The following is a 25,483-nucleotide window of genomic DNA, read 5'->3' as shown; positions in this document are numbered from 1 at the left end:
CTTTGAGCATGGCGCCGTGATCGTCCGGGAAGGCAAAGGCGGCAAGGACAGGGTGGTCATGCTGCCGCAAAGCCTAGTGGGTGGTTTGAGGGGGCAACTCAATGCGGCGCGTTCTTTGTGGACACTGGATCAGGAGGCAGGTCGGGGCGGCGTCTTCATGCCGGATGTGCTGGAGCGAAAGTACCCACGGGCCGGCTCATCATGGGGCTGGTTTTGGGTGTTCCCGCAGGCTGAGCACTCTACCGATCCGAGGACCGGGATCGTGCGGCGCCATCATTTGTATGACCAGACTTTTCAGCGAGCGTTCAAGCGCGCGGTGGCCGCAGCCGGCATCACCAAGCCAGCGAGCCCGCACACCCTCCGGCATGCTTTTGCGACCCATCTGCTGCAGTCGGGCTACGACATCCGGACGGTGCAGGAGTTGTTGGGGCATGCCGACGTCGCTACCACCATGATTTACACCCATGTTCTAAAGGTCGGTGGCGGGGGCGTGCGCAGTCCGATGGATGTGCTGGTTGCCCGATCAAGCGCCTGAACGCTACAGCACCAGCCCGCCACAGAGCTGACTCTCGTTGATGTCGGCTTTGGGCACAAAGCCGCTCAACAAATGCAGAATTCGAATAGCTGTGATTGCTGTGGGTCGGCCAGCTTTCATTCTCCACGCGGATTGGGGTAGGGGCTTCGCGCAGCACATGCGGTGGAGGCAAGGGTCGCAGGACTCCAGCGGTTCTGGTCCGCCCCCATAGAGGAAGTACAACTTGGCCGCAGTGCAGGGCACATGGTCGCCTAATAGTTTCGTTTGCGTTGCTATTGATGCAATAAGTCATGTAAACGCGACATGGATAGCCAAATCATCCTTAGCCGAATGGGCGCTGCTCTTCAGCAGGCCAGGAATCACCGCGGACTGACGCAAAGCCAAGTTGCATGCCGTGCCGGAATCACGCGGCAGAAGGTGCTCCAGGTTGAGGCTGGCACGTGTACGGTGGGGGCAGAGTATTACGCAAAGGTTGCAGGTGCCATGGGCCTGGAGTTCTCATTGACACCAGCGCGCAGACCAACGCTCGATGAGCTTCCGAGCATGGATCTCGACTAAGGCCGCTCACCATGATGCGCGTCCACACCTCTGCGGGAATCGCTGGCCTGTTGGCCAAGGAAGATGTTTACCGCTTTGCCTACAGTGCGCAACGCCCACCTGACACTGACATTTCGTTGACGATGCCAGGTCGGCTGCAGTCCTACGACAGCCAGCAGTTGCATCCCATCTTCCAGATGAATATGCCCGATGGCTACCTCCTGGAGCGCTTACGTAATCGATTGGCCAAGCTCACAGGCGCAGATCCGTTGCGGCTGATCTCAGCCATGTCATGCGAGACCTCGATTGGTCGGGTTCGCCTGACCCCGGCGGACCGTGATTCCCCTGGCCCACCAGCCAACCGATGCGACTGGATGCCATCCTGACGTACCGGGGGGCGGAAGGCCTATTTCAGGATCTGATGGACCGTTACATGATGCGCGCGCCGCTGAGCGGCGTGCAGCCCAAAGTCCTGGTCCCAGAGGCAGTGACAGCAGACGAAATGGCGCCACCGGCACCAAAAGCTGCAGCGTTAACGCCGGACCTGATCGTGAAGTCAGGTCTGGAGGAACTCCCTGGCCTGGCCATCAACGAGTTCGTTTGCATGTCCATTGCCCGAGCATCAGGCATGCCTGGCCCAGACTTTTACCTGTCCGACGATCGGCAAATCTTTGTGATTCGCAGGTTTGACCGAAACGAAGTCGGAGCTCCACTCGGCTTCGAAGACATGGCTGTTGGTGCCGGGTGCATATGAAACAGCACCGGGTAGCGATGTCGAAATAGCACCGGTCCACTTTAAGCTTGCTCACAGGTTCGACCATGAGGGAGCGCTCCGACAGCACGCTGAATGGCTAGGCATCCCGGCCAATACCTTCGAGGAAGTATTCAAGGCCCGCCAACGCACACTGGCACCCCGTGAAAACAGCGATGACCTCGGAGCTGAGCAGGGCTTATAGGCATGGGACGACGAGGTAACCGGCTGAGCGATAGCTCTACCACGTCGCTGTCTATCTCGGCGGGCAGGCTGGGAGTTACCGATCTTACCGATCCTACTTGCACCACATCATCAAAACCATCCTCTCAACCGCGGCTGAGTAAACGCGTGATGCCGGGTGTTGCCCATTCGGTTCTGTCGGGATTGACGACCAGTAGCTCAAGCTCCGCGCGCTGGGCGACCATCTGGCGTGCCATCGACTCGCCTCCAATCATGATGATCGCGCCCAGTCCGTTGACTGACTCGACATCCCGTGCGAGCAAGTGAACGCCGATCGGCCCTTGGCTAGACTGGCCGTTGCGAGGATCCAAGATGTGGTGATGGCGCTCGCCCTTTTGCAGGAAGAACCGTTCGTAGTCGCCACTGGCCGCCAACACACCCTGACCACTCAATGGCAGGACACCCAAGAGTCGATCTGAACGCCGTGGGTCACGTAGCCCAACGCGCCATGGTCGGCCCTGCCAGCTGCCGCTGTACAGCACGTCGCCGCCGCCGTTGATCAAGACGTTTTCGATACCGTTCTCTTGAAGCCGGCGCAAGCCGGCCGCAAGAATGGGAAGCTTGGCGACGCCGCCCAAATCGAGAGCCGCACCCTTTTGAAGCAGGGCGGCAGTGCCAGCTGACGCGTCGATCCGAAGTCCCTTGGCACCAACCCGGCTCAGCTCATTCGCCAGTTGCCGTGATTCGGGAACCCGGCCCAAATTGCCGACTTCAAACTGCCAGCTCTTGAGGCTGCCAACAGTCATGTCGAAGAGTCCGTTCGACTCTCGATGAAGGCGCTGGCCGTGCTGAAGCACGGTCATCAACTCTGGCGGTACCGTGACAGGGTGCAGGCCCGCTGCGCGATTGACGGCGCTGAGTGCACTGGCCGGCTCGTAGCGACTCATCATGGCGCTGAGACGCGCCATTTCTTGGTAAGCACTCTCCACCGCAATGACCAGGCGGGCAGCATCTGGACCTTCGACGGCAATGTCGACCTGAGTGCCGAGTAGGGCGCGTGAGTCACGCCGCTGGTGCAATGAAGGCAAAGCGCTCGATTGAGCAACGCCGAAGCCAGCCAGACCCAGCAGGGGAACAAGCGACATCAACTGGCGCCGCTTCAGACCGACCGTTTTCAAGGGCTTTGTGCTCACGCTACGCCCTTCACTTCGACAGCGACACCATATGGTCAACAGCTGCCTTCACCTCATCGTCACTCAATGTGCTGCCACCACCTCGAGGGGGCATCATGCCTTTGGCGCCGGTGAAGCCTTCGATCGCGTGCTTGTACAAAGTCTCGTTGCCCTGGGCGATGCGAGGGCCCCAGTCGGCCTTGTCACCAGGCTTGGGGGCACCGGCCACACCTGCGGCATGGCACATGGCGCAGGTCTTGCCAAACACCGACTTGCCCAGCGCATTTTCGGGCGCGGTACTGGCGGGGGCAGGCGCTGCTGCCACGGTTGCGCTGGCTGCTGGCGCCGCGGTGTTGGCCGCTGAGTCGCCTTCCTTCTGGCCGCAGGCGGCCAGGGAGAGCAGGGCGGCCGCAGAGACACCGACGGCGAATGACTTGCAAATGAGGCGCATGGTTTTCATGTCAATCAGCTTTCAAATAGGAGTGTTCGGCGCGATTCTAGGAAGCCGGTACCAGCCTTAACAGGGGCGAATTTGTTTATTTGCGACCTTCATGGGCTTATTTGAATTCCTTAACTTGGTTCAAGGCGGGACGTAGGGCGAGTGGAAAGAATCCGGCAACTTCTTCAAGAGCAACTGCCCGCTTCCGACCCATGCTTAACTACCCATTCAATCGCCGCCTGCGAGCCTGGGTCTTGGCGTGGCTGCTGGCTGCATTGGGCGTTGCCAGTGCTGCGCCATTGATGCATGCAGGCCAGCTTGATTGGGTTTGCTCAGCAAGCGGACAGGCCAAGCTGGTGCAAGTCGGCGGTGATACCGATGCGCAATCGGACGCAGCACTGCACGCCTCCGGCATCCTGCAGTGCCCTAACTGCCTATTGGGTGGGCTGCTGCCGACTTGTGCAGTTCCTTCGCCCCATTTACCTCCAATAACCAGTCGATTGCCCCTGCCGGGCAGCGACGCGAACCCACCTCAGTTCACTACCGTGCCGCCCCCGGCGCGCGGCCCACCAACATCCATCCAAGCCTGAAGAGGAACATCATGAGCGAGCAAGACAAGAAGAACGAAAGCAATGGCGGAGGCGTGTTGGCACGTCGCCGCTTCATGAACACCGCAGCTCTGGCGGGTCTGAGCATCGGAGCGATTGCCTGTACTGACAAGGCCGCCAGCACTGCCGCCGCGCCTGTGGCCTCAGGCGCTGCCCCTGCGCATAGCGGTGGCGCAGCCAACGCCACCCATCTGAAGCCAGGTGAGCTCGACACCTATTACGGCCTCTGGAGCGGTGGTCACACCGGCGATGTGCGTGTGTTGGGCCTGCCTTCTGGCCGCGAGATCCATCGCATCCCCTGTTTCAACCCCGATGCCCTGGTCGGCTGGGGTGTCACGAATGAGTCGAAGAAGGTGATGGGCACCAAGGCCGACGGTTCGCTGCGCTACACCGTGGCTGACACCCACCACGTGCACGCATCCTACAAAGACGGCAACTACGACGGTCGCTACGCCTGGGTGAACGACAAGATCAACAGCCGTATCGCCCGCATACGCCTCGACTACTTCGTTTGCGACAAGATCACCGAGTTGCCCAATGTGCAGGGCTTCCACGGCATCTTCCCGGACAAGGCCGACCCGGTGGACCCGAAGATCAACTACACCACCCGCGTCTTCTGCGGCGCCGAGTTCTCGATCCCGCTGCCGAACGCCGGCATTGAAGATGGCACCAAGTACCACTCGCTGTTCACCTGCGTGGACGCCGAGAGCATGGACGTGCGTTGGCAAGTGCTGATCGACGGCAACTGCGACCTAACCGCCACTTCGTATGACGGCAAGCTGGCCGCCACCAACCAGTACAACACCGAGATGGGCGTGCACTATGAGGACATGATGTCCGCCGAGCGCGATGCCTGCCTCTTCTTCAACATTGCCCGCATCGAAGAGGCCGTTAAGGCCGGCAAGTTCAAGACCTATGGCGACTCCAAGGTGCCGGTGGTCGACGGCACCCGCGAGGCCAACAAGGACGCCAAGACCGCGCTGACCGCCTATGTCTCGGTGCCTAAGAACCCACACGGCGTCAACGCCAGCCCAGACGGCAGGTACTTCATCTGCGCCGGCAAGCTCTCGCCCACCGGCACCGTGATCGAACTCGCCAAGGTGCTCGATTACTTCGACGGCAAACTGGACGCCGCCGACAAGGCCATCGTCGCCGAGGTCGAACTGGGCCTGGGCCCCTTGCACACCGCCTTCGACGGACGCGGCAATGCCTACACCACGCTATTCCTGGACAGCCAGGTGGTGAAGTGGAATGTTGAAGCCGCCATCAAGTTCCACGGTGGCGACAAGAGCGCCAAGTACGTGGTTGACCGCCTTGACGTGCAGTACCAGCCGGGCCACTTGAACGCCTCGCAATCGGAAACCAAGGCCGCGGACGGCAAGTACCTGGCCGTCGGTTGCAAGTTTTCCAAGGACCGCTTCCTGCCGGTCGGCCCGCTGCACCCCGAGAACGAGCAGATGATCGACATCTCCGGCGACAAGATGGTGCTGATGGCCGACCACCCGGTGCGCGGCGAACCGCATGACTTCATCATCTTCAAGCGTGATCTGCTGAAGCCCAAGCAGGTCTACAACCTCGATGATTTCCCACTGGCCATCAAGGACCCCAAGGAAACCGGCGTGTTCCGCAATGGCAAGAAGGTGACCGTCAAGATCACCTCCCAAGCCCCGGCTTTCAGCATGCGCGAGTTCAAGCTGAAGAAGGGCGACGAGGTCACGCTGATCTTGACCAACTTGGACAAGATCGAAGATCTGACGCACGGTTTTGCCATCCCCAAGTACAACGTCAACTTCATCGTCAACCCGCTGGAAACCGCCTCGGTCAGCTTCATTGCTGACAAGCCGGGCGTGTTCTGGTGCTACTGCACCCACTTCTGCCATGCGCTGCACCTGGAAATGCGCACACGCATGATCGTGGAAGCCTAAAAGAGGGCCTAGCAACAGCCCCCGGTGGCGCGCGGACTCGAGCCCCGCCGCCACCTTGCGGACGAGCGCCATCCGGCGCTCGTCCGGCCGACAGGAAGAGTAGATGAAATCGCATAGCCATGGACTGGCGGCCAAATTGGGGAACTTCCTCCGATTGGCCGCATTTTTTCTGGTGCTGGTCTTGGGCGCGGAAACCGCGCAGTCCAGCACCGGAGCCTACGAGGCCGCCTTGCCTGCCGAGCTGGCCACGGCCAAGGATATGTGCGCCTTGCTGCCTTGCAAGGACGTCTTCCCTGGTGCCAAAAGCTTTTCCGAGCGACTCGGCTCGCCGCCCTATGTGAAGGCGCTGGGCGAGGCCGATAAGTTGCTCGGTTATGTGATGCTATCCACCGACATCACCGACACCCCGGCCTATTCTGGCAAGCCGGTGGTCACCCTGATCGGCATGGACCTGACCGGCCACTTCGTCGGCATCAAGGTGCTGAAGCATTCGGAGCCGATTCTGCTGCTGGGCATCCCGGAATCGGCGCTGCTGAAATTCAATGATCAGTATCTCGGCAAGTCGGTGGCCGACAAGATCGAGGTCGGCCAAACCCGTCCGGACGAGAACGTGCTCGGTGTCGACGCGATCTCCGGCGCCACCGTCACCGTGATCGCTCAGAATCAGGTCTTGATGGCCTCGGGCCAGGCGGTGGCCAAGCAGGTTGGCATCTTGGCGCCGACGGTGCGTGATCCGGCCCGTTACGCCCAGACCGAGCGGCGCTTCGACTGGGCTCAGCTGGTCAAACTCGGCGCCGTGCAGCGCCTGCGGGTCAGCCCCGAGCAAGTGGGGCTGCCGCGCGGCCCCGAGCCTTTTATCGAACTTTGGTTTGGCGACTTGAACCACCCCGCCATCGGCGCCAGCCTGATGGGCGCGGGCAACTGGGCCAATCTGCGTTCACGCATGAAGGAGGGTGAACATGCCTTCTTCATCATCCGCACGGCCGGCATCGAATCCTTCAAAGGTTCGGGCTTTGTGCGCGGCGGCATTTACGACCGGGTGCAGGTCAAACAAGGCGCCGACTCCTTTACCTTCCGCGATCTGGACTATCTGAACCTCTATGGCCTGGAGGCGGCCGGTGCACCTGAGTTCAACGAGTCGGCCATCTTCATCATCCGTTCCAAATCCTTCTCTGCCGCCTATCCCTGGCAACTGGCCTTCCTGGGCAACCGGGTGGACCGGGCCACCGGCACGCGCAGCTTTGCCAACTTCGACAGCAAATACTGGCTGGCCGCCGAGTTGCTGGAGGGCGGCCGCCCGGTGGTGGTGGAGGCCGACGCCCCCTGGGTGCGCGTCTGGCAGACACGCGCGGTTGAGATCGGCCTGTTCATTGCGCTGCTGGTCGGCGTGACCGTGGTCTACGCCTTGCGCGAAAAGCTGACGCGTCTTTCCACCCACAAGAACAAATGGCCGGTCAATGCCTTCAAGTACACGGCCTGGGGATTGAGCATCGCCTTTGTCGGCTTTGGCGCGATGGCGCAGCCCTCCATCACCCAGGTGCTGACCTGGTTTCATTCGCTGCTGTTTCAGTGGACCTGGTCGTTGTTCCTGTCCGACCCCTTCATTTTTGTGTTCTGGATCTTCATCATCGTCACCGTCTTCTTGTTCGGACGCGGCCTGTTCTGCGGTTGGATGTGCCCGTTTGGCTCGCTGTCCGAGGCCATCTACAAGGTCGGCGAGAAGATCGGGCTGAAGCGCTTCCAGGGCCATCTGCCGCACGCTTGGCACCACCGGCTGAAATGGCTCAAGTACGCGATCTTCTTCGGCCTGCTGGTGATCTCGATGTTTTCGATGGGCCTGGCCGAGAAGCTGGCCGAGGTGGAACCGTTCAAGACCACCTTCCTGGTCGGCATCACGAACCGGGCCTGGCCTTATGGTCTCTTCGTCGCCACGCTGCTGGGCATGTCGCTATTCATTGAGCGACCCTATTGCAAGTACATCTGCCCACTCGGCGCGGCCCTGGCCATGCCCAGCACCTTCCGCTGGTTCGGTCTGAAGCGAAAGCAGGACTGCAATAGCTGCAAGGCATGCGCAGTCGGTTGCGGCTCGCTGGCGATAGATGCGGCCGGCCGCATCGACCACCGCGAATGCCTGCACTGCCTGGACTGCATGATTCTGTACACCGACACCAAGGGTTGCCCGCCACTGGCCAAGGAACGCAAGCGCCGCGAGCGCGACGGCCTGCTGATCACCCCGATTGGCCGCGATGGCTATTTCATTTCCATCCAGCCCATTGCCATGAGCGAGAAGGTGGCCCAGGGCCCCGACCCGCGCATGCCCACCGACCCAGTGGCGCCGGCCCACAAGGCCGATGCCCATGGGCTGAAGTGGCTCTGGGCGGAGTTGTTCGACCACCTCTGGCCTTGGCACAAGGACAGCTGGAAGAGCCAGAAGGCCTTGCAGATCGCCGGCTTCTCGCTGGCCTTGGCCGCCACGCTGGCCTGGGTGCTGGCCGGCAGCGGGCGCCTGTCGCAAAGCGCCATCATTGGCTGGTGGTTTGGCTGGAGCGTCTATGAGGTCTTGATCCGCCTGGCGGGCAAGCGCTACGTCAAGGACGGCCCCTGGTGGCAGGGCCACTACCGCCGCGCCTCGGTGATGGACATGCTCAGCTATGTCGGCTTCAAAAATCTGCTGATCGGCGCGGCTTTGTTCCTGGCGCTGAAGGCAAGCGGACTGATGCTGGCATGAGAGTTCTTTCCCTTCTGTTCGTGGTACTGCTGGCTCTGCTCGTGCATATGGGTAGCGCGCAGGCCGCCACGCTGCGGGTCAAGCCCGGCCAGTCGCTGCAAGAGGCGATTGCTGCCGCCGCGCCCGGCGATGTGCTGGAGATCGAACGCGGCCTCTATGTGGGCAACTTCCTGATCGACAAGGCGCTGACGCTGCGCGGCATCAATCGGCCGACGTTGAGCGGCGCCTTGACGGGCGACACCGTGCGCGTCACCGCCCCAGATGTGACGATCGAAGGCCTGATCGTGCGCGACTCCGGCAGCAGCCTGAAGGATCAGAACGCCGGCATCTACATCCGCCCCGGAGCCCACCGGGCGCTGGTGCAGCATTGCGATCTGGCCTACAACCTGTTTGGCCTGTGGATCGAGAAGGCCAATGGGGCGCGGGTGGAGCACAACATCATCACAGGCAAACGCGAGCTGAACAGCTCACAGCGGGGCAATGGCATCCAGCTCTACAACACCGACGGCGCCCGCATCATCGGCAACAACATCGGCTTCGTCCGCGATGCGCTTTATGTGGACGTTAGCCATCACGCCGTCTTCAAGAGCAATAAGCTGCACCACAGCCGCTATGGCAGCCACTATATGAACTCCTATTACAACCTGTGGGAGGACAACGAGAGCTATTACAACCGCGGCGGCCTAGCCCTGATGGAGGTGCGCAACCAGGTGGTGCGCGGCAACCGCACCTGGGGCAATAGCGACCACGGCATCATGCTGCGCACGCTGCAAGATTCGGTGATCGAGAACAACATCATTGCCGGCAACGCACGCGGCTTCTTCATCTACGACGTCGAGTACGCGACGCTGAAAGGCAATCTGGTAGTCGACAACCAAGTCGGCGTGCACCTGTCCGCCGGTTCGACCCGCAATGTCGTCGAGGGCAATGACTTCATCGCCAACCGCGAGCAGGTGCGCTATGTCGGCGCGCGCGACGAAGTGTGGGGCGGCAAGGATAAGAAGACAGGTGGCAACCACTGGAGCAACTACCTCGGCTGGGACCGCAATGGTGATGGCGTCGGCGATGTGCCCTATGAGGCGAATGACATGGTGGACCGCCTGAGCTGGCGCCATCCGAGCGTCAAGCTGCTGCTGGCCAGCCCTGCCGTGCAGGCGCTGCGCTTGGTCGGCCAACAATTTCCGGTGCTGCGTGTGCCCAGCGTGGTCGACCCGGCCCCGCGCATGCAGCCCGGCAACAAGCAATGGAGTGAGTGGCGTGACAAGCACTATCCCGGCCAATAAGGTCAACCCCGCGCCAGCCATCGAGGTGCGCGGCGTCAGCAAGCATTACGGCGCCATCCACGCGGTGGACGGCGTTGACCTGCGGGTTGAACCCGGCGAAATCTTCGGCCTGATCGGCCACAACGGCGCCGGCAAGAGCACCTTGTTCAAGATGATGTTGGGGCTCACGCCGCTGAGCGGCGGTGAGATCCTGATCGACGGGGGGTCGGTGCGCGGCAGCGGTTTTCGCGCCACCCGCCGTCGCCTGGGCTATCTGCCCGAGAACGTGGTGCTGTATGACAACCTCAGCGGCCTCGAGACACTGCGCTTCTTCGCCAAGCTGAAGGGCGCCGATCTGCAGCAATGCGCGCCAACGCTGGAGCGGGTGGGGCTGGCCCATGCCGGTACGCGCCCCTTGCGTGAATACTCCAAAGGCATGCGGCAACGGCTCGGCTTTGCGCAAACGCTGCTGGGCGAGCCACGCGTGCTGTTTCTGGACGAACCGACCAATGGCCTGGACCCGCAGGCGATCCGCGACTTCTACAGCGTGCTGCAAGACTTGAAGACCAAGGGCGTGACGGTGTTGATCACCTCGCACATCCTGGCCGAATTGCAGGAGCGGGTAGATCGCTTGGCCATCATGACGACCGGCCGCATCCAAGCGTTGGGCACCGTGCAAGAGCTGCGCGAACAACAGCGCGCGCCGCTGCGCATCGAGCTGGGCTTGAGCGAGGCAGATGCGGTGCTGGTGCGACAGGAACTTGGCCGCTTAAGGATGAATGGCAGTGAGGGCATGGCCTGCCGCAGCACGCCGCAAGGACTAAGCCTGACCTGCCCACGCGAATCCAAGATGGTCGTGCTGGGCGTGGTCGGCACCTTAGGCACACGCCTGCTCGACCTGAGCTTGCATGAAAGTTCGCTGGAGGATGTGTTCTTCGGCGTCGGACAGTCGTCGAATGAAGCCGCTGCGGCCACCGCGGCAGCGGGAGGCCATTGAACATGGAACTGAGTCAAATCTTCACCCTAGCGGGCAAAGAGTTTCGCGACCGCATGCGCAATCGCTGGGTGCTTGCGGTGGCGCTGGTGTTCACCGCCTTCTCGCTGGTGATCACCTACTTTGGCGGCGCCAGCAGCGGCCAAGTCGGCCCGCGCTCGATCGAGTTCATCATCGCCAGCCTGGTCAGCCTGGTGATCTATCTGATCCCCTTGATCGCCCTGCTGCTGGGCTTTGACGCCATCGTTGGGGAACGCGAACGCGGCTCGCTGGATCTACTCTTGGCCCTGCCGATCACCAAGCTGGAGTTGCTGCTGGGCAAATACCTGGGCCTGGCTGCCTCCTTGACCCTGTCCACGTTGGGCGGCTTCGCCCTGGTGGCGGCGCTGCTGTATCAGCAGTTTGGCTGGCCGGGTCTGTTCCATTACCTGGGCTTTATGTTCAGCAGCACGCTCTTGGGCCTGGCCTTTCTGAGCCTGGCGGTGCTCTTGTCGGTGCTCAGCCGCGAGCGCACTCGGGCCTCGGGCCTGGCCATTGCCTTGTGGTTCTTCTTCGTGCTGGTGTTTGATTTACTGCTGCTCGGCGCCCTGGTGGCCAGCAGTGGCGAGTTCGGTGGCGAGGCGCTGGCCTATCTGCTGCTGCTCAACCCGGCCGATGTGTTTCGCATCCTCAATATCTTTTCGCTCGACGATATGCGCACCCTCTATGGCCTGACCAGCATCGTGCCGCCTGCCCTGGCCAAGCCCTGGCTGATGGGCTTGGTGATGGGCGGCTGGATCGTCGTGCCCTTGCTACTGGCTCGCTGGAGGTTCAAATGAATAGGCGCAATTTCAAATCATCAACATCGGCGCTGCGTACTGCCGTGCTGTGCGCAGTCGTTGCGCTGGGCCTCGGCGCCTGCGGCCGTTCGGACGAAGCCAAGGCCGTGGCGGCGGCTGAGATCGATGCCAGCAGTACCTGTGAACTGGACGGCATGCTGCTGACCGACTACCCCGGCCCTAAGGCGCAAATCCACTACGCCGGGCAAGCTGCGCCGAGCTTCTTCTGTGACACCGTCGAACTTCTCAACACCTTGCTGTCACCCGAGCAGGTCAGGGCCATCAAAGCCGTCTATGTGCAGGACATGGGCAGCGCGGACTGGGATCAGCCGCGTGGCTTCTGGATCGATGCCAAGAGTGCGATCTATGTGCTGGGGAGTTCGCGCCAGGGCTCGATGGGACCCACCATCGCGTCCTTCGCCAAGGAGGCCGATGCCAAGGCTTTCGCCGCCAAGTGGGGCGGCAAGCCGCTGCGCTTCGCCGAGATCACGCGCGATATGGTGGACCTGAGCGGCGGCGCGCTGCACGACAGCAAGATGTAGGGCGCGGCCACCATGCTGCCGGTTTCTGTTCCTCTGCACGGGCCCCCGGGGCGCTTGAGCCGGCTGGCCTGGGCGGCGTTCGTAGGCATTGCCTTGGCCGGCAGCTTGCAATTACTGCCGGGCAGTGGGGCAAGCCCCAATCTGGATCCGAGCGCAGAGGTTTGCGTCGTGGCGCCGCCAACGCCTTATGACCCGGCCTCCGGCTTGGCCTTGCTGGCGCCGCGCCCAGTGCCGGCTGACGCGCGCTGCCCCGTTTGCGGCATGTATCCGGCGCGCTCGCGCGAGTCGGCGCGCTGGGCGGCGCAAGTGATCTTCGACAACGGTGACGCGCAGTTCTTCGACTCACCGCTGTCGCTCTTCATCTATCTGCAAAACGTGGCGCGCTACACACGCGGGCGTGATGCCTCTCAGATCGCCGCAAGTTATGTGAGCGATGCGAGCAGCGGCGCTTGGCTGGCGGCGGACGCAGCCGTCTATGTGCAGGGCTCGACGGCCACCGGGCTGATGCGCGCCGGCAACCTGCCTGCCTTTGCCGATGCGACTGCAGCACGGCGTTTCGCGCGCGAGCGAGGCGGGCGCTTGTTGCGCCCGAGCGAGATCAGCCCTGAGTTGCTTCGGCGGCTGGACCCAGGCAGACATCTCGACCATTGAGCCTGACGCTGCCGGCAATCGGTGGCGGGCAATCTCAGGCTGGTAACTGTGGTGCTGCTGCAAGCGGAGTGGTTTTCCTTATTCCTGTTCAAGGAACTGGCGCGCACATATCCCTAGTCTTGCGGCATCTCCACTCAACATCGAGGATCACCATGAGCCGAGGCTTCACCAGCCAGATGGCGCGCAATATCTTTTATGGCGGCACGCTTTTCTTCGTGCTGCTATTTGCCGCGCTGATCTTCAACACCGAGCAACGCATTCCCGAGCGATCCAAAGCCGCGGCCATCACACCCGCCGTGGTGCGCGGCAAGCATATTTGGGAAGCCAATAACTGCATCGGCTGCCACACCTTGCTGGGGGAGGGCGCCTACTTCGCGCCCGAGCTGGGCAATGTCTACACGCGGCGCGGCCCCGAGTTCATCAAGGCCTGGATCAAGGCCCAGCCCACCGGCATCCCTGGGCGCCGCCAGATGCCCAATTTCCATCTGAACGATCAGCAACTCGACGACATGGTCGAGTTCCTCAAATGGAGCAACGGCATCAACACTGAAAAGTGGCCACCGAATGTGGAAGGCTGAGGAGAAGAGAACATGAAACCCATCACCCTCAAATACAAATCGCAGGCGGTTGCCAAGCTCTACTTCATCGGTGCCTTGGCCCTGTTTTTCGGCCAAATCGTCTTTGGCCTCACGCTGGGACTGCAATACCTGTTCGGGGATCTGATGTTCCCGATCATCCCTTTCAACATCGCTCGCATGGTGCACACCAATCTGCTGATTGTGTGGCTCTTGATGGGCTTTATGGGCAGTGCCTACTTTCTGGTTCCCGAGGAGGCCGAGACCGAGCTCTACAGCCCGCTTTTGGCCAAGATCTTGTTCTGGATCTTCCTGGCCGCCGGTGCGCTCACCATCCTCGGCTATCTGCTGGTGCCTTACGCCACCTTGGCCGAGATGACGGGCAACAATCTGCTGGCCACCATGGGGCGTGAGTTCTTGGAACAGCCCCTGCCCACCAAGCTCGGCATCGTGATCGTGGCCCTGGCTTTCCTTTTCAACATCAGCATGACCGTGCTGAAGGGCCGCAAGACCGCCATCACCCTGGTGCTGCTGATGGGCTTGTGGGGCCTGGCGCTGATGTTCTTGTTCAGCTTCGTCAATCCAGACAATCTGGTGCGCGACAAGATGTACTGGTGGTTCGTGGTTCACCTCTGGGTGGAAGGGACTTGGGAGCTGATCCTGGGCGCATTGCTGGCCTTCGTTTTGATCAAGACCACCGGCGTGGACCGTGAGGTCATCGACAAGTGGCTGTACCTGATCATCACCATGGCCTTGGTTACCGGCATCCTGGGCACCGGCCACCATTTCTTCTTCATCGGCCTGCCGGGCTACTGGCAATGGGTGGGCAGCATCTTCAGCGCGCTGGAGCCGATTCCCTTCTTCATGATGACCTTGTTCGCCTTCAATATGGTGCAGCGTCGCCGTCGTGAGCATCCGAATCAGGCCGCCTTGCTGTGGGCCGTGGGTTGCGCCGTGATGGGCTTCCTGGGCGCTGGCCTGTGGGGCTTCATCCATACCCTGAGCCCCGTTAATTACTACACCCACGGCAGCCAGATCACAGCGGCCCACGGCCACCTGGCCTTCTACGGCGCTTATGTGCTGGTGGTCATTGCGATGATCAGTTATGCCATGCCCTTGCTGCGTGGTCGTGAAGCCAACTCGCGCCGCGCTCAGAGCGTGGAGATGTGGAGCTTCTGGATCATGACTATCGGTATGGGCGTGATGGTGCTGGCCCTGACGGGCGCGGGCATTCTGCAAGTCTGGCTGCAGCGCATGCCCAGCGAAGGTGCCATGGGCTTCATGGCCACCCAAGACCAGCTGCGCTTCTTCTACTGGCTGCGCATGTCGGGCGGTGTCGGCTTCCTGATCGGCTTGCTGACCTATCTGAGCAGTTTCTTCGTCGGCACTGGTACGGCCGAGGAAGAGATGCCGGCAGCTGCCTTGAGTCAGGCGGTCTGATGGAAATGCACAGCGCACGGCAGCTGGATGCCTTGGGTGAGCCGCCTTTCTATGCCGAGCAGGGCGAGGAATGCCGCTTGTTCGAGCATGCCCATGCCAGCCGGCTGCCCTTGTTGATCAAGGGCCCCACTGGCTGCGGCAAGACCCGTTTGGTTGAGCATATGGCGGCGCGACTGGGGCGCCCGCTGATCACGGTCAGCTGCCATGACGATCTCAGCGCCGCCGACCTCGTGGGGCGGCATCTGATCCAGGGTGGCGACACGCGCTGGCTCGACGGGCCGCTCACCCGCGCGGTGCGCGAGGGCGCCATCTGCTATCTGGATGAGGTGGTGGAGGCCCGCAAGGACACCACCGTGGTGCTGCACCCATTGGCGGACGACCGGCGTGTGCTGCCGATTGAACGCACCGGCGAAATGCTGGCCGCAGCACCCGGCTTCATGCTGGTGATCAGCTACAACCCCGGCTACCAAAATCTGCTCAAAGGCCTGAAGCCCAGCACCCGGCAGCGCTTTGTGGCCCTGGGCCTGGACTATCCGGTGCCGGCGGTGGAGCAAAGCATCGTCGCCACTGAGAGCGACTGCACACCGGCAGTGGCGGCGCAGTTGGTGCGGTTGGCTCAAGCCCTGCGCCGCTTGACCGAGCAGGATCTGGAGGAAACCGTCAGCACCCGCTTGCTGGTGATGGCGGCGCGCCTGCATGTGGCTGGCCTGCCTTTGCTGGCCAGCTGCCGAGCGGCCATCGTTGATGCGCTGACCGATGATGCCGACACCGGCGCCGCCCTGCACGAGGTGCTGCGGGCGGTGATTGGCGATGGCTGAAACATTGACTGAGGCCAGCGCTGCGGCCTCCGAACACAGCCGGTGTCTGCAGCGGCGGCGCCGCGCCACCCAGCTGGCCTTCTTCGCCTTGTTCTTGCTGGCGCCCGGGCTTGATCTGCTGCGTTTCGATTTGAACGAAACGCAGCTCTGGGTGCTGGGCATGCGCTGGAGCTTAGGGATAGACGCGCTGGCCCATGGCCAAGTTTCGGCCAATACCGCCGCACTCACTTTGATTGGTCGAGGCATCTTGCCCGCGCTGCTGGTGGTGCTGCTGTTCCTTGGCGTGGCCTGGCGCTGGGGTCGGCTTTACTGCGGCTGGCTCTGCCCGCACTTCTCACTGGTTGAGGGGCTCAACGCATTGCTGCACAAGGCATGTGGCAAGTTCAGCCTCTGGGACGAGCAAGCCAGCCTGCGGGTGGGTGAGCAGACGCAGCGGCGTTGGTGGCCGGTGTTCGCCCTTAGCTGCGCGCTGTTCGGCTTTCTTTGGGCCATCACCTTGCTGACCTATCTGCTGCCGCCGCGGCAGATCTGGGCCGGGCTGTTGAGTGGCAGCCTGACGCCCAACCAGACCCGCTTTATCGTGATCGGCAGCCTCGTGTTCACGCTGGAGTTGCTGTTTGCCCGCCATCTGTTTTGCCGCTTCGGCTGCGCCGTGGGGCTGTTTCAAAGCCTGGCCTGGATGGCCAATCCGCGTGCTTTGGTGGTTTCGTTCAAGCGCGAACGCGCCAGCGAGTGCCGCCAGTGCAGCACTGCCCGGGCGCCCGAAGGCAGCGCCTGCGACCGCGTCTGCCCCATGCGGCTGCGGCCGCGCCAGATCAAGCGGCAGATGTTTTCCTGCGTGCAGTGCGGCCGCTGCCTGGACCAATGTGCCGAATCCAAAGACCATCAGCCCCAGCTTTTGCAGCCGCAGCTGGAATGGACGTTGGGCGCGGACGCGCTGCGTGAAACCTTGAGACAACAGCAACTGCAACAAAAGCTGCGCACAGGCGGGGCCGGCCTGCCGCCTCAAGCCGCAGCCGATCAGGGCATGAGCGCCCGTTCATCGAATCAAACTCAGCAAGAAAGCTAGTCATGGAAGAGTGGGTAGGCGAGCGCTGGCATCGTTTCATCAACGGCGCTGCGGATCGCAGTTTCGGCTCAGCCGCCATTGCCCTCACCGAGGTCGGTGGCGCGGTGGCATTGCTCTACCGCGCGGCGGGCGGTGCGCCAGGCACGCGCATCGTGCCGGCCGCTGATATGCGCATTGGCGGCCCGCGCACGTGGCTGCAACGTCTGGCGGGCAGTGGCGTGCGCGCCGCATTGCCCCGCTTGGACGAAGAGACCCTGGCCTTGCCGCCACGCATTGCCTTGTTTGCCGACAGCGCACTCAACCGCGACCTCTATCTTTGGTTGGCTGCTCTGGCCGCTGCCTTCGTGCCCAGCGGCCGGTGGGCGGCAGACAACCTCGTCGCCACGCGCCTGGCCTTGCAGCGCTGCCCGGGTTTGCGACCACGGTGGGAGCGTTTGCGGTCAGCCCATCTGGCGCAACGCCGCGCCGATGCACTGAAATTGCCCGCGCCGGATCAGGCCGCCGAACAGCGGCTGCAAGCCTTGTTGCTGGCGGACGAAGACGCGGCGGAGGCGACCTCGCTGGACGAGGTCAAATGCCATGCCCAGGCACCGCGTCTCGCGCCGGTATGGTTGTGGCTTCAGGCCTTGCCACCCGAGCTGGCGGCAGGCGCGGGGGCCAAACAAGAAGTCCGTCAGCCTAGCGCTGGCAATGGCGCGTCGCCTCAAGCCGATGATGCCGAGCTTGCGCTGGCCAAAAAGCGCCGGCGCACCCGGCAAGCCAAACCTGCGAACGAGCGCGCGCCGCTCTTGCTGCCCTCCAAGACCGAATCGCTGCAAAGCTGGAGCGAGCACATTCCCTTGGATCGCGGTCAGGACGATGAGCCCGACGACGAGCAAGCACAAGCGGCCGCCGACGATATGGAGCAACTCACCCTGTCGCGCGACGGTGTCGCCGGGGCCGCACGGGTCAAGTTCGATCTGGACCTGCCTAGCGCCAGCGCCGATGACCTGCCGCTGGGCGAAGGCGAATTGCTGCCTGAATGGGACTGGAAGCGCCAACGCCTCTTGCCCGGCCATTGCCAGGTTCAAACTCTGGTGACGCGACCCGGAGCCAGCCCCTTGCGGCCCAGCCCCGCGCTGCGCCGAACCGCGCGCCAAATCAGGCGACGCCTGGAGCTCTTGCGCGCGGCACCGAAATGGCAACGCGGCTGCAGCGAAGGTGAAGCATTGGATCTCGACGCCTGGGTGCGGCATCTGGCCGCCGTTCAGTCTGGCGGCGGGCCTGACCCTCAGGTCTACGCCCGCCGGCAGCGGGGTGAGCGCAGCCTGGCCACGCTGCTGCTGGCCGACCTGTCCTTGTCTACCGATGCCTATGCGAGTAACGATGCGCGGGTGATCGAGGTGATCCGCGATGCCTTGTTCGTTTTCGGAGAGGCCTTGCAGGCCTGCGGTGACCCCTTCTCGATGCTGGGCTTCAGCTCGGTGCGGCGCAGCCAGATCCGCATTCAGCATTTGAAGAGCTTTGAGGAGAACTGGTCGGGCCCGGTGACAGCTAGGCTTGCCGCCATCAAGCCGGGCTACTACACCCGCATGGGCGCGGCCATTCGCCTCGCCACCAAGCGCCTGCAGCAAAGGCCGGAGCGGCAGCGCCTGCTTTTGCTGTTGACCGATGGCAAGCCCAATGACCTGGATGTGTACGAAGGCCGCTGGGGCGTCGAGGACACCCGTGAAGCCGTGCTGGAAGCCCGCCGCGCTGGCTTGCAGCCCTTTTGCCTGAGCATTGACGCCGAGGCTCCTGACTATCTGCCGCACATCTTCGGGCGCCAAGGCTGGGCCCGAGTGGTGCGCCCGAGTGAGCTGCCCATGCGGCTGGCGGGCATCTACGGGCAACTGACTCGCTGAGCGAGCAAAAGGCCGAGCAGCGGCGCCACTGCGCGGCTGTCACTTTGCTTGGCTCTTCGTCGCAGACTTAAGCAATATCAAGGCCGGGATTTTGGGCGCTCTCGACAATGCAGTCTCTGCACACGCCGCCATCACTAGGGAGACCCGCCATGGATATGCGCGCATTTGATTTACCTCGCTACCTCTCGGTGCTGCCCCTGTTTACAGATTTGAGTGCGGCGGAACTGGCCCGCCTGGCAACGGGCTGCAGCTTGCGCCGCCTGACCCGGGGCGACACCATTTTTCGGGTTGGCCAGCCCTGCGAAGAGTTTCATGTGACGGTGACCGGGCAGGTCAAGCTCTTCGCCATCTCGCCATCCGGGCAGGAGAAGGTGATCGAGCTGGTGGGCCCCGGCCACAGCTTTGCCGAGGCCTTGATGTTCACTGGCAAGCCCTACATCATCAATGCCCAGGCTTTGACGGACAGCTTGATTTTGTCCGTGTCCAAGCAGGCCGTGCTGACTGAAATCGAACAAGACAGCCGCTTTGCCTTGCGCATGCTGGCGGGCATTTCGCGACGTTTGCATGGCCTCGTGCATGACGTCCAGGCCTATGCCCTGCATAGCGGTGTGCAGCGCGTGATCGGCTATTTGCTGCGGGATCAAGTGGCGGAAGACTGCGTGAGTGGCGAAGTCATCACCGTGTCACTGCCGGTGAGCAAGGCGACCATCGCCTCCCGGCTCAGCCTGACCCCGGAGTATTTTTCGCGCGTGCTGCATGAGCTTGAGGCGGCCGGGCTGATCGAGGTGGATAGACGCGACATCCGCATCCGCGATGCCTCAGCCCTAGCGAACTACACCGGGGTTTGATCGCGGCAGCTACGGAAGCTGCTGCCCATCGTTCGCAAGAACTAGGCCGGATAGTTCTGAAGAACTACTGGCAACAATGACTTGACGCACGTCAAGTTGACCGATTTGCAGCTGAACAGAATCGCGCTCGCAGCGCCTTCTTCCTTTCGCCTCGCAACTAGGTCAAACCCATGAGCAGCCCTTCGAATCACGTAGCAGTTGAAATAACGCGTTACCTCGCCGTTCAGCCACTTTTCCGCGGGATCAATGATGATGACCTTGCCCGCATCGTCGATCAGGGCTGCAGCTTGGTGCGCGTGCCCCGCTGCCGCAATCTGTTCAGCGCTGGGGACATCTGTGACAGCCTGCACATCGTCATCACCGGCCGCATCAAGGTCTTCGCCCTGGCCGCCAATGGCAGTGAAAAGGTGCTGGAGCTGATCGGCCCGGGCCAAAGCCTGGGGGAGTCCGCCATCTTCAATGACAAGCGCCACGGCTTCAGCGCGCTGTCACTCAGTGATTCGCTCTTACTGCGCATTCCCAAGGCTGCCTTGGTCGCGCAAATCGGCCGGGACCCCAATTTCTCGCTGCGCCTATTGGCCCAGGCCTCACAGCGCATCCAGAATTTGCTGCATGACGTGGAAAGCTATTGCCTGCACAGCGGCTTGCAAAGAGTGGTGGGCTTCTTACTGAAGGGGCAATCAGACGAGAGCTGCGCACCGGCCCGTCCGCGTACCGTGTCGCTGCCGGTCAGCAAGGCTACGATCGCCTCAAGATTGAGCCTGACGCCGGAGTACTTCTCCCGCGTGTTGCGGGAGTTGGAAGACGAAGGCCTAATTCAAATCTCTCGGCGCGACATCCACATCTTGCAGCCCCGCGAGTTGGCCAGCTACACCTTGCAGTGACGCTCCAGCACATCGGCCATTAGTGAAGCGGCGGTTTGATTCAAGGCAGTTTGCTGCAGGGCATTGGCTTGGCGCATCGCAGGGCTGAGCCTCTCATGCATGGCGGTCACCTCGCCAATCATCAGCAGAGTAGGGGACTTCAGGGCGTGGCTGCGTGCCAATTCCGGCAGCTCGGCCAGGCTGCCGCGGATGCAGCGCTGTTGCGGCAGGCTGGCGTTCTCAACCAGCGCGGCCGGTGTATCGGCAGGCAAGCCGTGCAGGATCAGTTGGCGGCTGATCAAGGGCAGGCTGTTCAGCCCCATATAGATCACCACGGTTTGATGGGGCCGGGCCAGCATGGGCCAGTCCAGGGGCAGAGCCTCTGAGTCGGCATCATCTGTGTCCTTGGCGGCACGAAGATGACCGGTGGCATAGATCAGGGTGCCGGCATGTGAGCGGTGCGTCAGCGGAATGCCCGCCGCAGCGCCGGCCGCTTGTGCCGCGCTGATGCCTGGCACGGTTTCAAACTGAATGCCTGCCGCAGCCAGGGCCTCGGCCTCTTCGCCACCGCGCCCGAAGATATAGGGATCCCCCCCTTTGAGTCGCAGCACGCGGCGTCCGCCGCGTACCAGCTTGATCATCAGTTCAATGATGCCTTCCTGGCTCAGTGCGTGAAGGCCGCATTTCTTGCCGACGAAGATTTTCTCCGCCGCGGGATTGACCAGGGACATAACCTCGGCCGACACCAAATTGTCGTAGAGCACCAGCTCCGCCTCAGCCAGCGCGCGCGCGGCTTTGAGCGTCAATAGTTCGGGGTCGCCGGGGCCGGCGCCGACCAAGGTCACTTGCGTCCAAGTCGGGCTGTTGCTGGGTCGGGAGAAGTGGCGGGGCTCGATACGTGGATTCATTTTGGGGGCTCCGGCGCTGACACCTTGTCTGTGGTGCATGGCCTGATTGTGGAGAGCGTCGCTTCTCGTCGTCCTTGATGCAGTTCAAGGACAGTTGATGCCTCGCAGGGGAGTATGGCGCCATGTTGAATCGCAACGATCTGCTGCTGCTAACTGTGTTGCTCTACGGGTTGTCTGGGTCCGTCGTGGAGGCTCAGCCCGCGCCATCGAGCCCCGTGCTTGCCGACAGCCAACCCAGCCCGGGCCGCCAGCAAGAGCTGCGGCGCATGCTTGCGCACGACTGTGGTTCCTGCCACGGCCTGCGTTTGACCGGCGGCCTGGGGCCAGCCATTCACGCTGAGGCCATGCAGCAATTGTCGCAGGCGGCCATTGCCGCCACGATTTACCACGGCCGGCCAGGCACACCCATGCCTGCCTGGAAAAGCATGATCACTGCGGCAGAAGCGGACTGGCTGGCGGCCTATATGCAGCGGCCCACAGCGCCAAAACAGGAACTTGCTACGCAAGAGCACAGGCCATGAACTCTCTCTCAATGTCCTCATTCACACTTTTCCATCGCGCCCACTGCATCAAGTTCGCAGGCGCGCGCATGCTCGCCTTGCTCAGCCTGTGCGTCCCGCTCGCCGCCTGTGTCGCCACGCCTCCCGCGCCACCGCCGCCAACACCGCTTGCTGTCGGCACCGGGGATCTAGGCCTGGTGGTTGAGCGCGCCAGTGGCAGCTTGCAGGTGGTCAACACCAGCCGCCGTGAGGTGCTGGGGGCTATCAAAGGGCTGGGCGACTTGTCGCATGCCTCCCTGGTCTACTCCCGCGACGGCGCCTACGCCTTTGTTTTTGGGCGCGATGGCGCCCTCAGCAAAGTGCATTTGCCCAGCCGCAGCCTGGTGGGCCGGATCCAGCAAAGCGGCAATTCGATTGGCGGCGCCATCTCGCAGGACGGCAGCCTGGTGGCCGCGCAGAACTATCAACCGGGCGGCATCCGGGTGTTTGACAGCCAGACGCTGCGCCTGGTGGCCGATATTCCGGCGGAGTACGAGCCTGGCAAGCTGTCCCGCGTGGTGGGCTTGGTTGAGCTGCCGGGCCAGCGTTTCATGTACACCTTGTTCGATGCCAATGAGATCTGGATCGCCGATCTCTCCGGCGTGGCCGCAGGCCAGGCGCCGCAGGTGCAGAAGTTCAAGAACGTTGGCCGGCAGCCCTATGACGCCCTCATCACACCGGATGGCCGCTACTACATCGCCGGTCTCTTCGGGGAAGACGGGCTGGTCAAGATCGACCTTTGGGCCGCGGAGCCCAAGGCCGAGCGCATCTTGGCCGGCTATGGCCGTGGCCAGGAGCCTTTGCCGGTGTTCAAGATGCCGCACCTGCGCGGCTGGGCCATTGCCGGCCGGCAGGCTTATCTGCCCGCCATCGGCAGGCATGAGGTGCTGGTGGTGGACATTGACAGCTGGCAGGAACTGGGCCGTATTCCGGTGGCCGGGCAGCCGGTCTTCGTGATGGCCCGGCCGGACGGGCGCCAGGTCTGGGTGAACTTCGCGGTGCCCGACTACAACCAGGTCCAGGTGATTGATACCCAGAGCCGGCAGGTCATTCAAACCCTCAGCCCCGGCAAGGCCGTGCTGCATATGGAATTCACCCCTCGCGGTGAGTCGGTCTGGATCTCGACCCGTGACGACAACGCTGTCAATGTGCTGGACACCCGCAGCTTCGCGCGCCAAGCGACGCTCAAGGCCGAGGCGCCGAGCGGCATCTTCTTCACCAGTCGCGCCCAGCGCAGCGGGTTGTGAGCCCCATGTCCCACCTGCCCAACAACGCCCAAGACGGGGAGTTGCTGAACCGCTGGCAGCAGCGCTTTCCCATCTGTGCCGAACCCTATGCGGAATTGGCCATAGCGCTGGGTCTCAGTGATGGCGATGCGGTAATGGCGCGCCTGCAGCGCTTGCGCGAGCAAGGCAGCCTTTCGCGCATCGGCGGCATCTGGGGCGCGCGGGCGGCAGGGGCGGGCATGTTGTGCGCCATGGCGGTGCCACCAGAGCAACTGGATGCTGTGGCGCAGCGGGTCAACGCCAGGCCCGGCGTGAACCACAACTACGAACGTGAACACCATTTCAATTTGTGGTTCGTGATCACCGGCCCGGACATGGACTGCCTGGCGCAGGAACTGTCGGAACTGGAACAGCAATGCGGCCTTGAAACCCTGAGGCTGCCGATGGAGCGGGCCTATCGCATCAATCTGGGCTTTGACCTCAAGGACCCGCATGGCGGGAATTGCGCGGCCCGTGGTGCCGATCCGCAGGCCGCTCTCATGACAGGCCATGGCCGTCGCGTAGCCGCTGAGGAGCGCGGCCTGGCGGCTTGTGTTGAGCAAGGCCTGCCCTTGCTGGCCCGCCCCTATGCCGCCTGGGCCGAGGCGGCGGGCTGGCCGGAGCAGCGGGTCTTGCGCACCCTGCAAACCTGGTTGGACCAAGGCGTGCTGCGTCGCTTTGGCGTCATTGTTCGGCACCACGAATTGGGCTTCGCAGCCAATGCCATGTGTGTGTTTGATGTGCCCGACGATCAGGTGGATGCGCATGCCGCGCTACTCGCACGCCAGCCCGGCGTCACCCTGTGCTACCGCCGCTCGCGCGCAAACCAATGGCCCTACAACCTCTATTGCATGGTGCATGGCCGCGCCAGAGAAGAGGTGCTGCAGTGGCTGAGTCAGGCGCGCGAAGTTGCCGCTTTACAGGCCTTCCCGCAAGCCGTGCTGTTCAGTCGGCGGCGCTTCAAGCAATGCGGGCCCAGCTACTTTCGCCAGCCAGTAAAAGCGATTCAAACCGAGGCAGGTCACTATGCATGAGCGCCATAGCGCCAGACGCGGCGACACCACTTCAGCACCGCAGTTCCCGCGCCAAGACGAGGCGCGGCTCGATGCCCTTGACGCGGCGCTGATCAACCGCCTGCAAACGTCCATACCGCTGCAGCCGCGCCCCTTTGAGCAGATAGGCAAGGAGCTGGGCTGCAGCGAATCCTTGGTTCTGCTGCGACTGCGTCGGCTCTTGTCCGAGGGAGTCTTGAGCCGAGTCGGCCCCCTGTTTCAAATCGAACGCGCCGGTGGTCTCTTTGTGCTGGCGGCGATGCAAGTGCCAGAAGCGCAATTCGAGGCGGTGACAGCACAGCTCAACGCCATTCCCGAAGTCGCGCACAACTACCGCCGGGACCATGCGCTGAATATGTGGTTTGTGCTGGCCACCGAAACGCCGGAAGAAATCTCTTGCGTTTGCGCGCACATCGAATCCCTGACGGGCTTGCAGGTGCTGGCCTTCCCCAAAGAGCGCGAGTACTTTGTGGGCCTGCGCCTTGAGGCCCGCGCCCACGCCTGGTCGGATCACGACGGGTTTGAACAGCAACAAGGGCAAGGCCATGACTGATACCGCCTCACAGCAAAGCACCTCAGGGCAATCCGCAGCCGCGCTCAGCCCGCTGCAGCGTGCCCTGATGCTGGCCACGCAAAGTGGTCTGCCCTTGGTTGAACGCCCCTTCGAAGCGCTGGGCGCCATGCTGGGCATCAGTGAGGCGCAGGTGTGCGAAGAGCTGGCGCAGATGCAGGCATCCGGGCTGATCCGGCGCATTGCCGCCGTACCCAATCACTACCGCCTGGGCTATGTGGCCAATGGCATGACGGCGTGGGATATCGACGATGCACAGATCGACACCCTGGGCCCACTGGTCGCCGCTTTCGAGGGCGTCAGCCATTGCTACCGCCGGCCGCGCCGCTTGCCGCACTGGCCTTACAACCTGTTTGCCATGCTGCATGGCCGCAGCCGCGCTGAGGTCGAGGCGCAAGCCCGGGCGCTGCGCGAGTTGTTGGGCCGCGCCTGCCGGGCCAATGACATCCTCTACAGCAGCGCCATTCTCAAAAAGACCGGCCTGCGCTTGAAGCCCGAATAAGTTCA

Annotated in this window: 26 protein-coding genes; 23 read left to right on the top strand and 3 right to left on the bottom strand. The window is 62.7% G+C overall.

Features of this window, described 5'->3' with window-relative positions; genetic code table 11:
- From DBR47_RS25030 to DBR47_RS14790, 4 genes are all read left to right on the top strand, one after another.
- On the top strand, nt 1-535 hold a 535-nt coding region (locus DBR47_RS25030), incomplete at its 5' end, for a tyrosine-type recombinase/integrase (RefSeq protein WP_231512321.1).
- 303 nt (nt 536-838) lie between these two features.
- Nucleotides 839-1,093 (top strand): helix-turn-helix transcriptional regulator, encoded by a 255-nt coding sequence (locus DBR47_RS25495; protein WP_124451364.1) that lies wholly within the window; start codon nt 839-841, stop codon nt 1,091-1,093.
- Between the two features lie 11 nt (nt 1,094-1,104).
- A complete protein-coding gene (locus DBR47_RS14795) occupies nt 1,105-1,458 on the top strand; it encodes a HipA N-terminal domain-containing protein (RefSeq protein ID WP_124451362.1) in 354 nt (117 codons plus the stop codon).
- Nucleotides 1,437-1,826, top strand: coding sequence for a HipA domain-containing protein (locus tag DBR47_RS14790; protein WP_124451360.1), 390 nt, complete (start codon nt 1,437-1,439; stop codon nt 1,824-1,826). The genes DBR47_RS14795 and DBR47_RS14790 overlap by 22 nt, the downstream gene beginning before the upstream one ends.
- Before the next feature lie 326 nt (nt 1,827-2,152).
- Here DBR47_RS14790 and DBR47_RS14785 read toward each other — a convergent pair whose 3' ends face one another.
- Both DBR47_RS14785 and DBR47_RS14780 read right to left on the bottom strand, forming a co-directional pair.
- On the bottom strand, nt 2,153-3,199 hold the full coding sequence (locus DBR47_RS14785) for an FAD:protein FMN transferase (RefSeq protein WP_124451358.1): 1,047 nt from the start codon (nt 3,197-3,199) through the stop codon (nt 2,153-2,155).
- A gap of 10 nt (nt 3,200-3,209) precedes the next feature.
- Nucleotides 3,210-3,629, bottom strand: coding sequence for a cytochrome c5 family protein (locus DBR47_RS14780; protein WP_124451356.1), 420 nt, complete (start codon nt 3,627-3,629; stop codon nt 3,210-3,212).
- Between the two features lie 589 nt (nt 3,630-4,218).
- On the opposite strand from DBR47_RS14780, the gene nosZ reads away from it, so the two are divergent.
- The 14 genes from nosZ (at nt 4,219) to DBR47_RS14710 (ending at nt 20,662) form a co-directional block, all read left to right on the top strand.
- Nucleotides 4,219-6,150 carry a TAT-dependent nitrous-oxide reductase gene (gene nosZ, locus DBR47_RS14775; protein WP_124451353.1) on the top strand — a complete coding sequence of 644 codons (1,932 nt, stop codon included), beginning with the start codon at nt 4,219-4,221 and terminating at the stop codon, nt 6,148-6,150.
- A gap of 103 nt (nt 6,151-6,253) precedes the next feature.
- A complete protein-coding gene (locus tag DBR47_RS14770) occupies nt 6,254-8,878 on the top strand; it encodes a NosR/NirI family protein (RefSeq protein WP_124451351.1) in 2,625 nt (874 codons plus the stop codon).
- The gene (locus tag DBR47_RS14765; RefSeq protein WP_124451349.1) at nt 8,875-10,161 is read left to right on the top strand and encodes a nitrous oxide reductase family maturation protein NosD; all 1,287 of its coding nucleotides are present in this window, start codon (nt 8,875-8,877) and stop codon (nt 10,159-10,161) included. The genes DBR47_RS14770 and DBR47_RS14765 overlap by 4 nt, the downstream gene beginning before the upstream one ends.
- Nucleotides 10,136-11,137: an ABC transporter ATP-binding protein gene (locus DBR47_RS14760; protein WP_231512320.1), complete on the top strand. Its 1,002-nt coding sequence runs from the start codon at nt 10,136-10,138 to the stop codon at nt 11,135-11,137. Before DBR47_RS14765 ends, DBR47_RS14760 begins: the two co-directional genes overlap by 26 nt.
- Nucleotides 11,138-11,139: 2 nt before the next feature.
- Entirely contained in the window at nt 11,140-11,952 is an 813-nt protein-coding gene (locus DBR47_RS14755; protein WP_124451347.1) for an ABC transporter permease, read from the top strand.
- Nucleotides 11,949-12,494, top strand: coding sequence for a nitrous oxide reductase accessory protein NosL (locus tag DBR47_RS14750; RefSeq protein ID WP_124451345.1), 546 nt, complete (start codon nt 11,949-11,951; stop codon nt 12,492-12,494). Before DBR47_RS14755 ends, DBR47_RS14750 begins: the two co-directional genes overlap by 4 nt.
- A gap of 12 nt (nt 12,495-12,506) precedes the next feature.
- On the top strand, nt 12,507-13,145 hold the full coding sequence (locus tag DBR47_RS14745; RefSeq protein ID WP_124451343.1) for a nitrous oxide reductase accessory protein NosL: 639 nt from the start codon (nt 12,507-12,509) through the stop codon (nt 13,143-13,145).
- Nucleotides 13,146-13,297: 152 nt separating this feature from the next.
- Nucleotides 13,298-13,723, top strand: coding sequence for a cytochrome c (locus tag DBR47_RS14740; RefSeq protein WP_124451341.1), 426 nt, complete (start codon nt 13,298-13,300; stop codon nt 13,721-13,723).
- A gap of 12 nt (nt 13,724-13,735) precedes the next feature.
- Nucleotides 13,736-15,160: a cbb3-type cytochrome c oxidase subunit I gene (locus DBR47_RS14735; protein WP_124451339.1), complete on the top strand. Its 1,425-nt coding sequence runs from the start codon at nt 13,736-13,738 to the stop codon at nt 15,158-15,160.
- Nucleotides 15,160-15,978 carry a CbbQ/NirQ/NorQ/GpvN family protein gene (locus DBR47_RS14730; RefSeq protein ID WP_124451337.1) on the top strand — a complete coding sequence of 273 codons (819 nt, stop codon included), beginning with the start codon at nt 15,160-15,162 and terminating at the stop codon, nt 15,976-15,978. The genes DBR47_RS14735 and DBR47_RS14730 overlap by 1 nt, the downstream gene beginning before the upstream one ends.
- Nucleotides 15,971-17,047 carry a 4Fe-4S binding protein gene (locus DBR47_RS14725; protein WP_124451335.1) on the top strand — a complete coding sequence of 359 codons (1,077 nt, stop codon included), beginning with the start codon at nt 15,971-15,973 and terminating at the stop codon, nt 17,045-17,047. The genes DBR47_RS14730 and DBR47_RS14725 overlap by 8 nt, the downstream gene beginning before the upstream one ends.
- Nucleotides 17,048-17,049: 2 nt before the next feature.
- Complete coding sequence (locus DBR47_RS14720; protein ID WP_124451333.1) at nt 17,050-18,930, top strand: nitric oxide reductase activation protein NorD; 1,881 nt, start codon at nt 17,050-17,052, stop codon at nt 18,928-18,930.
- 149 nt (nt 18,931-19,079) lie between these two features.
- Entirely contained in the window at nt 19,080-19,778 is a 699-nt protein-coding gene (locus DBR47_RS14715) for a Crp/Fnr family transcriptional regulator (protein WP_124451331.1), read from the top strand.
- A gap of 170 nt (nt 19,779-19,948) precedes the next feature.
- A complete protein-coding gene (locus DBR47_RS14710) occupies nt 19,949-20,662 on the top strand; it encodes a Crp/Fnr family transcriptional regulator (protein ID WP_124451328.1) in 714 nt (237 codons plus the stop codon).
- Here DBR47_RS14710 and cobA read toward each other — a convergent pair.
- Nucleotides 20,647-21,549: a uroporphyrinogen-III C-methyltransferase gene (gene cobA, locus DBR47_RS14705; RefSeq protein WP_124451326.1), complete on the bottom strand. Its 903-nt coding sequence runs from the start codon at nt 21,547-21,549 to the stop codon at nt 20,647-20,649. The two genes, DBR47_RS14710 and cobA, sit on opposite strands and share 16 nt — an antisense overlap.
- A 122-nt stretch (nt 21,550-21,671) precedes the next feature.
- Between cobA and DBR47_RS14700 the strand changes: the two genes are divergently transcribed.
- The 5 genes from DBR47_RS14700 to DBR47_RS14680 all read left to right on the top strand — a co-directional run bounded on the left by DBR47_RS14700 (nt 21,672) and on the right by DBR47_RS14680 (nt 25,478).
- On the top strand, nt 21,672-22,070 hold the full coding sequence (locus DBR47_RS14700) for a cytochrome c (RefSeq protein WP_124451324.1): 399 nt from the start codon (nt 21,672-21,674) through the stop codon (nt 22,068-22,070).
- Between the two features lie 68 nt (nt 22,071-22,138).
- Entirely contained in the window at nt 22,139-23,335 is a 1,197-nt protein-coding gene (locus tag DBR47_RS14695; protein WP_124451400.1) for a cytochrome D1 domain-containing protein, read from the top strand.
- Nucleotides 23,336-23,340: 5 nt separating this feature from the next.
- A complete protein-coding gene (locus DBR47_RS14690; RefSeq protein ID WP_124451322.1) occupies nt 23,341-24,387 on the top strand; it encodes an Lrp/AsnC family transcriptional regulator in 1,047 nt (348 codons plus the stop codon).
- Nucleotides 24,380-24,958 (top strand): AsnC family transcriptional regulator, encoded by a 579-nt coding sequence (locus DBR47_RS14685; RefSeq protein WP_124451320.1) that lies wholly within the window; start codon nt 24,380-24,382, stop codon nt 24,956-24,958. The genes DBR47_RS14690 and DBR47_RS14685 overlap by 8 nt, the downstream gene beginning before the upstream one ends.
- A complete protein-coding gene (locus tag DBR47_RS14680) occupies nt 24,951-25,478 on the top strand; it encodes an Lrp/AsnC family transcriptional regulator (RefSeq protein ID WP_197047086.1) in 528 nt (175 codons plus the stop codon). Before DBR47_RS14685 ends, DBR47_RS14680 begins: the two co-directional genes overlap by 8 nt.
- The last annotated feature ends 5 nt before the right edge of the window (nt 25,479-25,483 follow it).

Origin of the sequence: Paucibacter sp. KBW04 (genome assembly GCF_003852425.1) — a bacterium.
Classification (GTDB): domain Bacteria; phylum Pseudomonadota; class Gammaproteobacteria; order Burkholderiales; family Burkholderiaceae_C; genus Paucibacter_A.
This window is presented reverse-complemented; position numbering and strand designations above follow the sequence as displayed.

Excerpts from the sequence above, each read along its gene's own strand:
- DBR47_RS25495 (WP_124451364.1), top strand. The coding sequence starts at position 839 with ATGGATAGCCAAATCATCCTTAGCCGAATGGGCGCTGCTCTTCAGCAG.
- DBR47_RS14730 (WP_124451337.1), top strand. The coding sequence starts at position 15,160 with ATGGAAATGCACAGCGCACGGCAGCTGGATGCCTTGGGTGAGCCGCCT.
- DBR47_RS14685 (WP_124451320.1), top strand. The coding sequence starts at position 24,380 with ATGCATGAGCGCCATAGCGCCAGACGCGGCGACACCACTTCAGCACCG.
- DBR47_RS14700 (WP_124451324.1), top strand. The coding sequence starts at position 21,672 with ATGTTGAATCGCAACGATCTGCTGCTGCTAACTGTGTTGCTCTACGGG.
- DBR47_RS14780 (WP_124451356.1), bottom strand. The coding sequence starts at position 3,629 with ATGCGCCTCATTTGCAAGTCATTCGCCGTCGGTGTCTCTGCGGCCGCC.
- DBR47_RS14795 (WP_124451362.1), top strand. The coding sequence starts at position 1,105 with ATGATGCGCGTCCACACCTCTGCGGGAATCGCTGGCCTGTTGGCCAAG.
- DBR47_RS14755 (WP_124451347.1), top strand. The coding sequence starts at position 11,140 with ATGGAACTGAGTCAAATCTTCACCCTAGCGGGCAAAGAGTTTCGCGAC.
- nosZ (WP_124451353.1), top strand. The coding sequence starts at position 4,219 with ATGAGCGAGCAAGACAAGAAGAACGAAAGCAATGGCGGAGGCGTGTTG.
- DBR47_RS14680 (WP_197047086.1), top strand. The coding sequence starts at position 24,951 with ATGACTGATACCGCCTCACAGCAAAGCACCTCAGGGCAATCCGCAGCC.
- DBR47_RS14725 (WP_124451335.1), top strand. The coding sequence starts at position 15,971 with ATGGCTGAAACATTGACTGAGGCCAGCGCTGCGGCCTCCGAACACAGC.
- DBR47_RS14720 (WP_124451333.1), top strand. The coding sequence starts at position 17,050 with ATGGAAGAGTGGGTAGGCGAGCGCTGGCATCGTTTCATCAACGGCGCT.
- DBR47_RS14715 (WP_124451331.1), top strand. The coding sequence starts at position 19,080 with ATGGATATGCGCGCATTTGATTTACCTCGCTACCTCTCGGTGCTGCCC.
- DBR47_RS14695 (WP_124451400.1), top strand. The coding sequence starts at position 22,139 with ATGCTCGCCTTGCTCAGCCTGTGCGTCCCGCTCGCCGCCTGTGTCGCC.
- DBR47_RS14690 (WP_124451322.1), top strand. The coding sequence starts at position 23,341 with ATGTCCCACCTGCCCAACAACGCCCAAGACGGGGAGTTGCTGAACCGC.
- DBR47_RS14770 (WP_124451351.1), top strand. The coding sequence starts at position 6,254 with ATGAAATCGCATAGCCATGGACTGGCGGCCAAATTGGGGAACTTCCTC.
- DBR47_RS14765 (WP_124451349.1), top strand. The coding sequence starts at position 8,875 with ATGAGAGTTCTTTCCCTTCTGTTCGTGGTACTGCTGGCTCTGCTCGTG.
- DBR47_RS14740 (WP_124451341.1), top strand. The coding sequence starts at position 13,298 with ATGAGCCGAGGCTTCACCAGCCAGATGGCGCGCAATATCTTTTATGGC.
- DBR47_RS14750 (WP_124451345.1), top strand. The coding sequence starts at position 11,949 with ATGAATAGGCGCAATTTCAAATCATCAACATCGGCGCTGCGTACTGCC.
- DBR47_RS14745 (WP_124451343.1), top strand. The coding sequence starts at position 12,507 with ATGCTGCCGGTTTCTGTTCCTCTGCACGGGCCCCCGGGGCGCTTGAGC.
- DBR47_RS14790 (WP_124451360.1), top strand. The coding sequence starts at position 1,437 with ATGCGACTGGATGCCATCCTGACGTACCGGGGGGCGGAAGGCCTATTT.
- DBR47_RS14735 (WP_124451339.1), top strand. The coding sequence starts at position 13,736 with ATGAAACCCATCACCCTCAAATACAAATCGCAGGCGGTTGCCAAGCTC.
- cobA (WP_124451326.1), bottom strand. The coding sequence starts at position 21,549 with ATGAATCCACGTATCGAGCCCCGCCACTTCTCCCGACCCAGCAACAGC.
- DBR47_RS14710 (WP_124451328.1), top strand. The coding sequence starts at position 19,949 with ATGAGCAGCCCTTCGAATCACGTAGCAGTTGAAATAACGCGTTACCTC.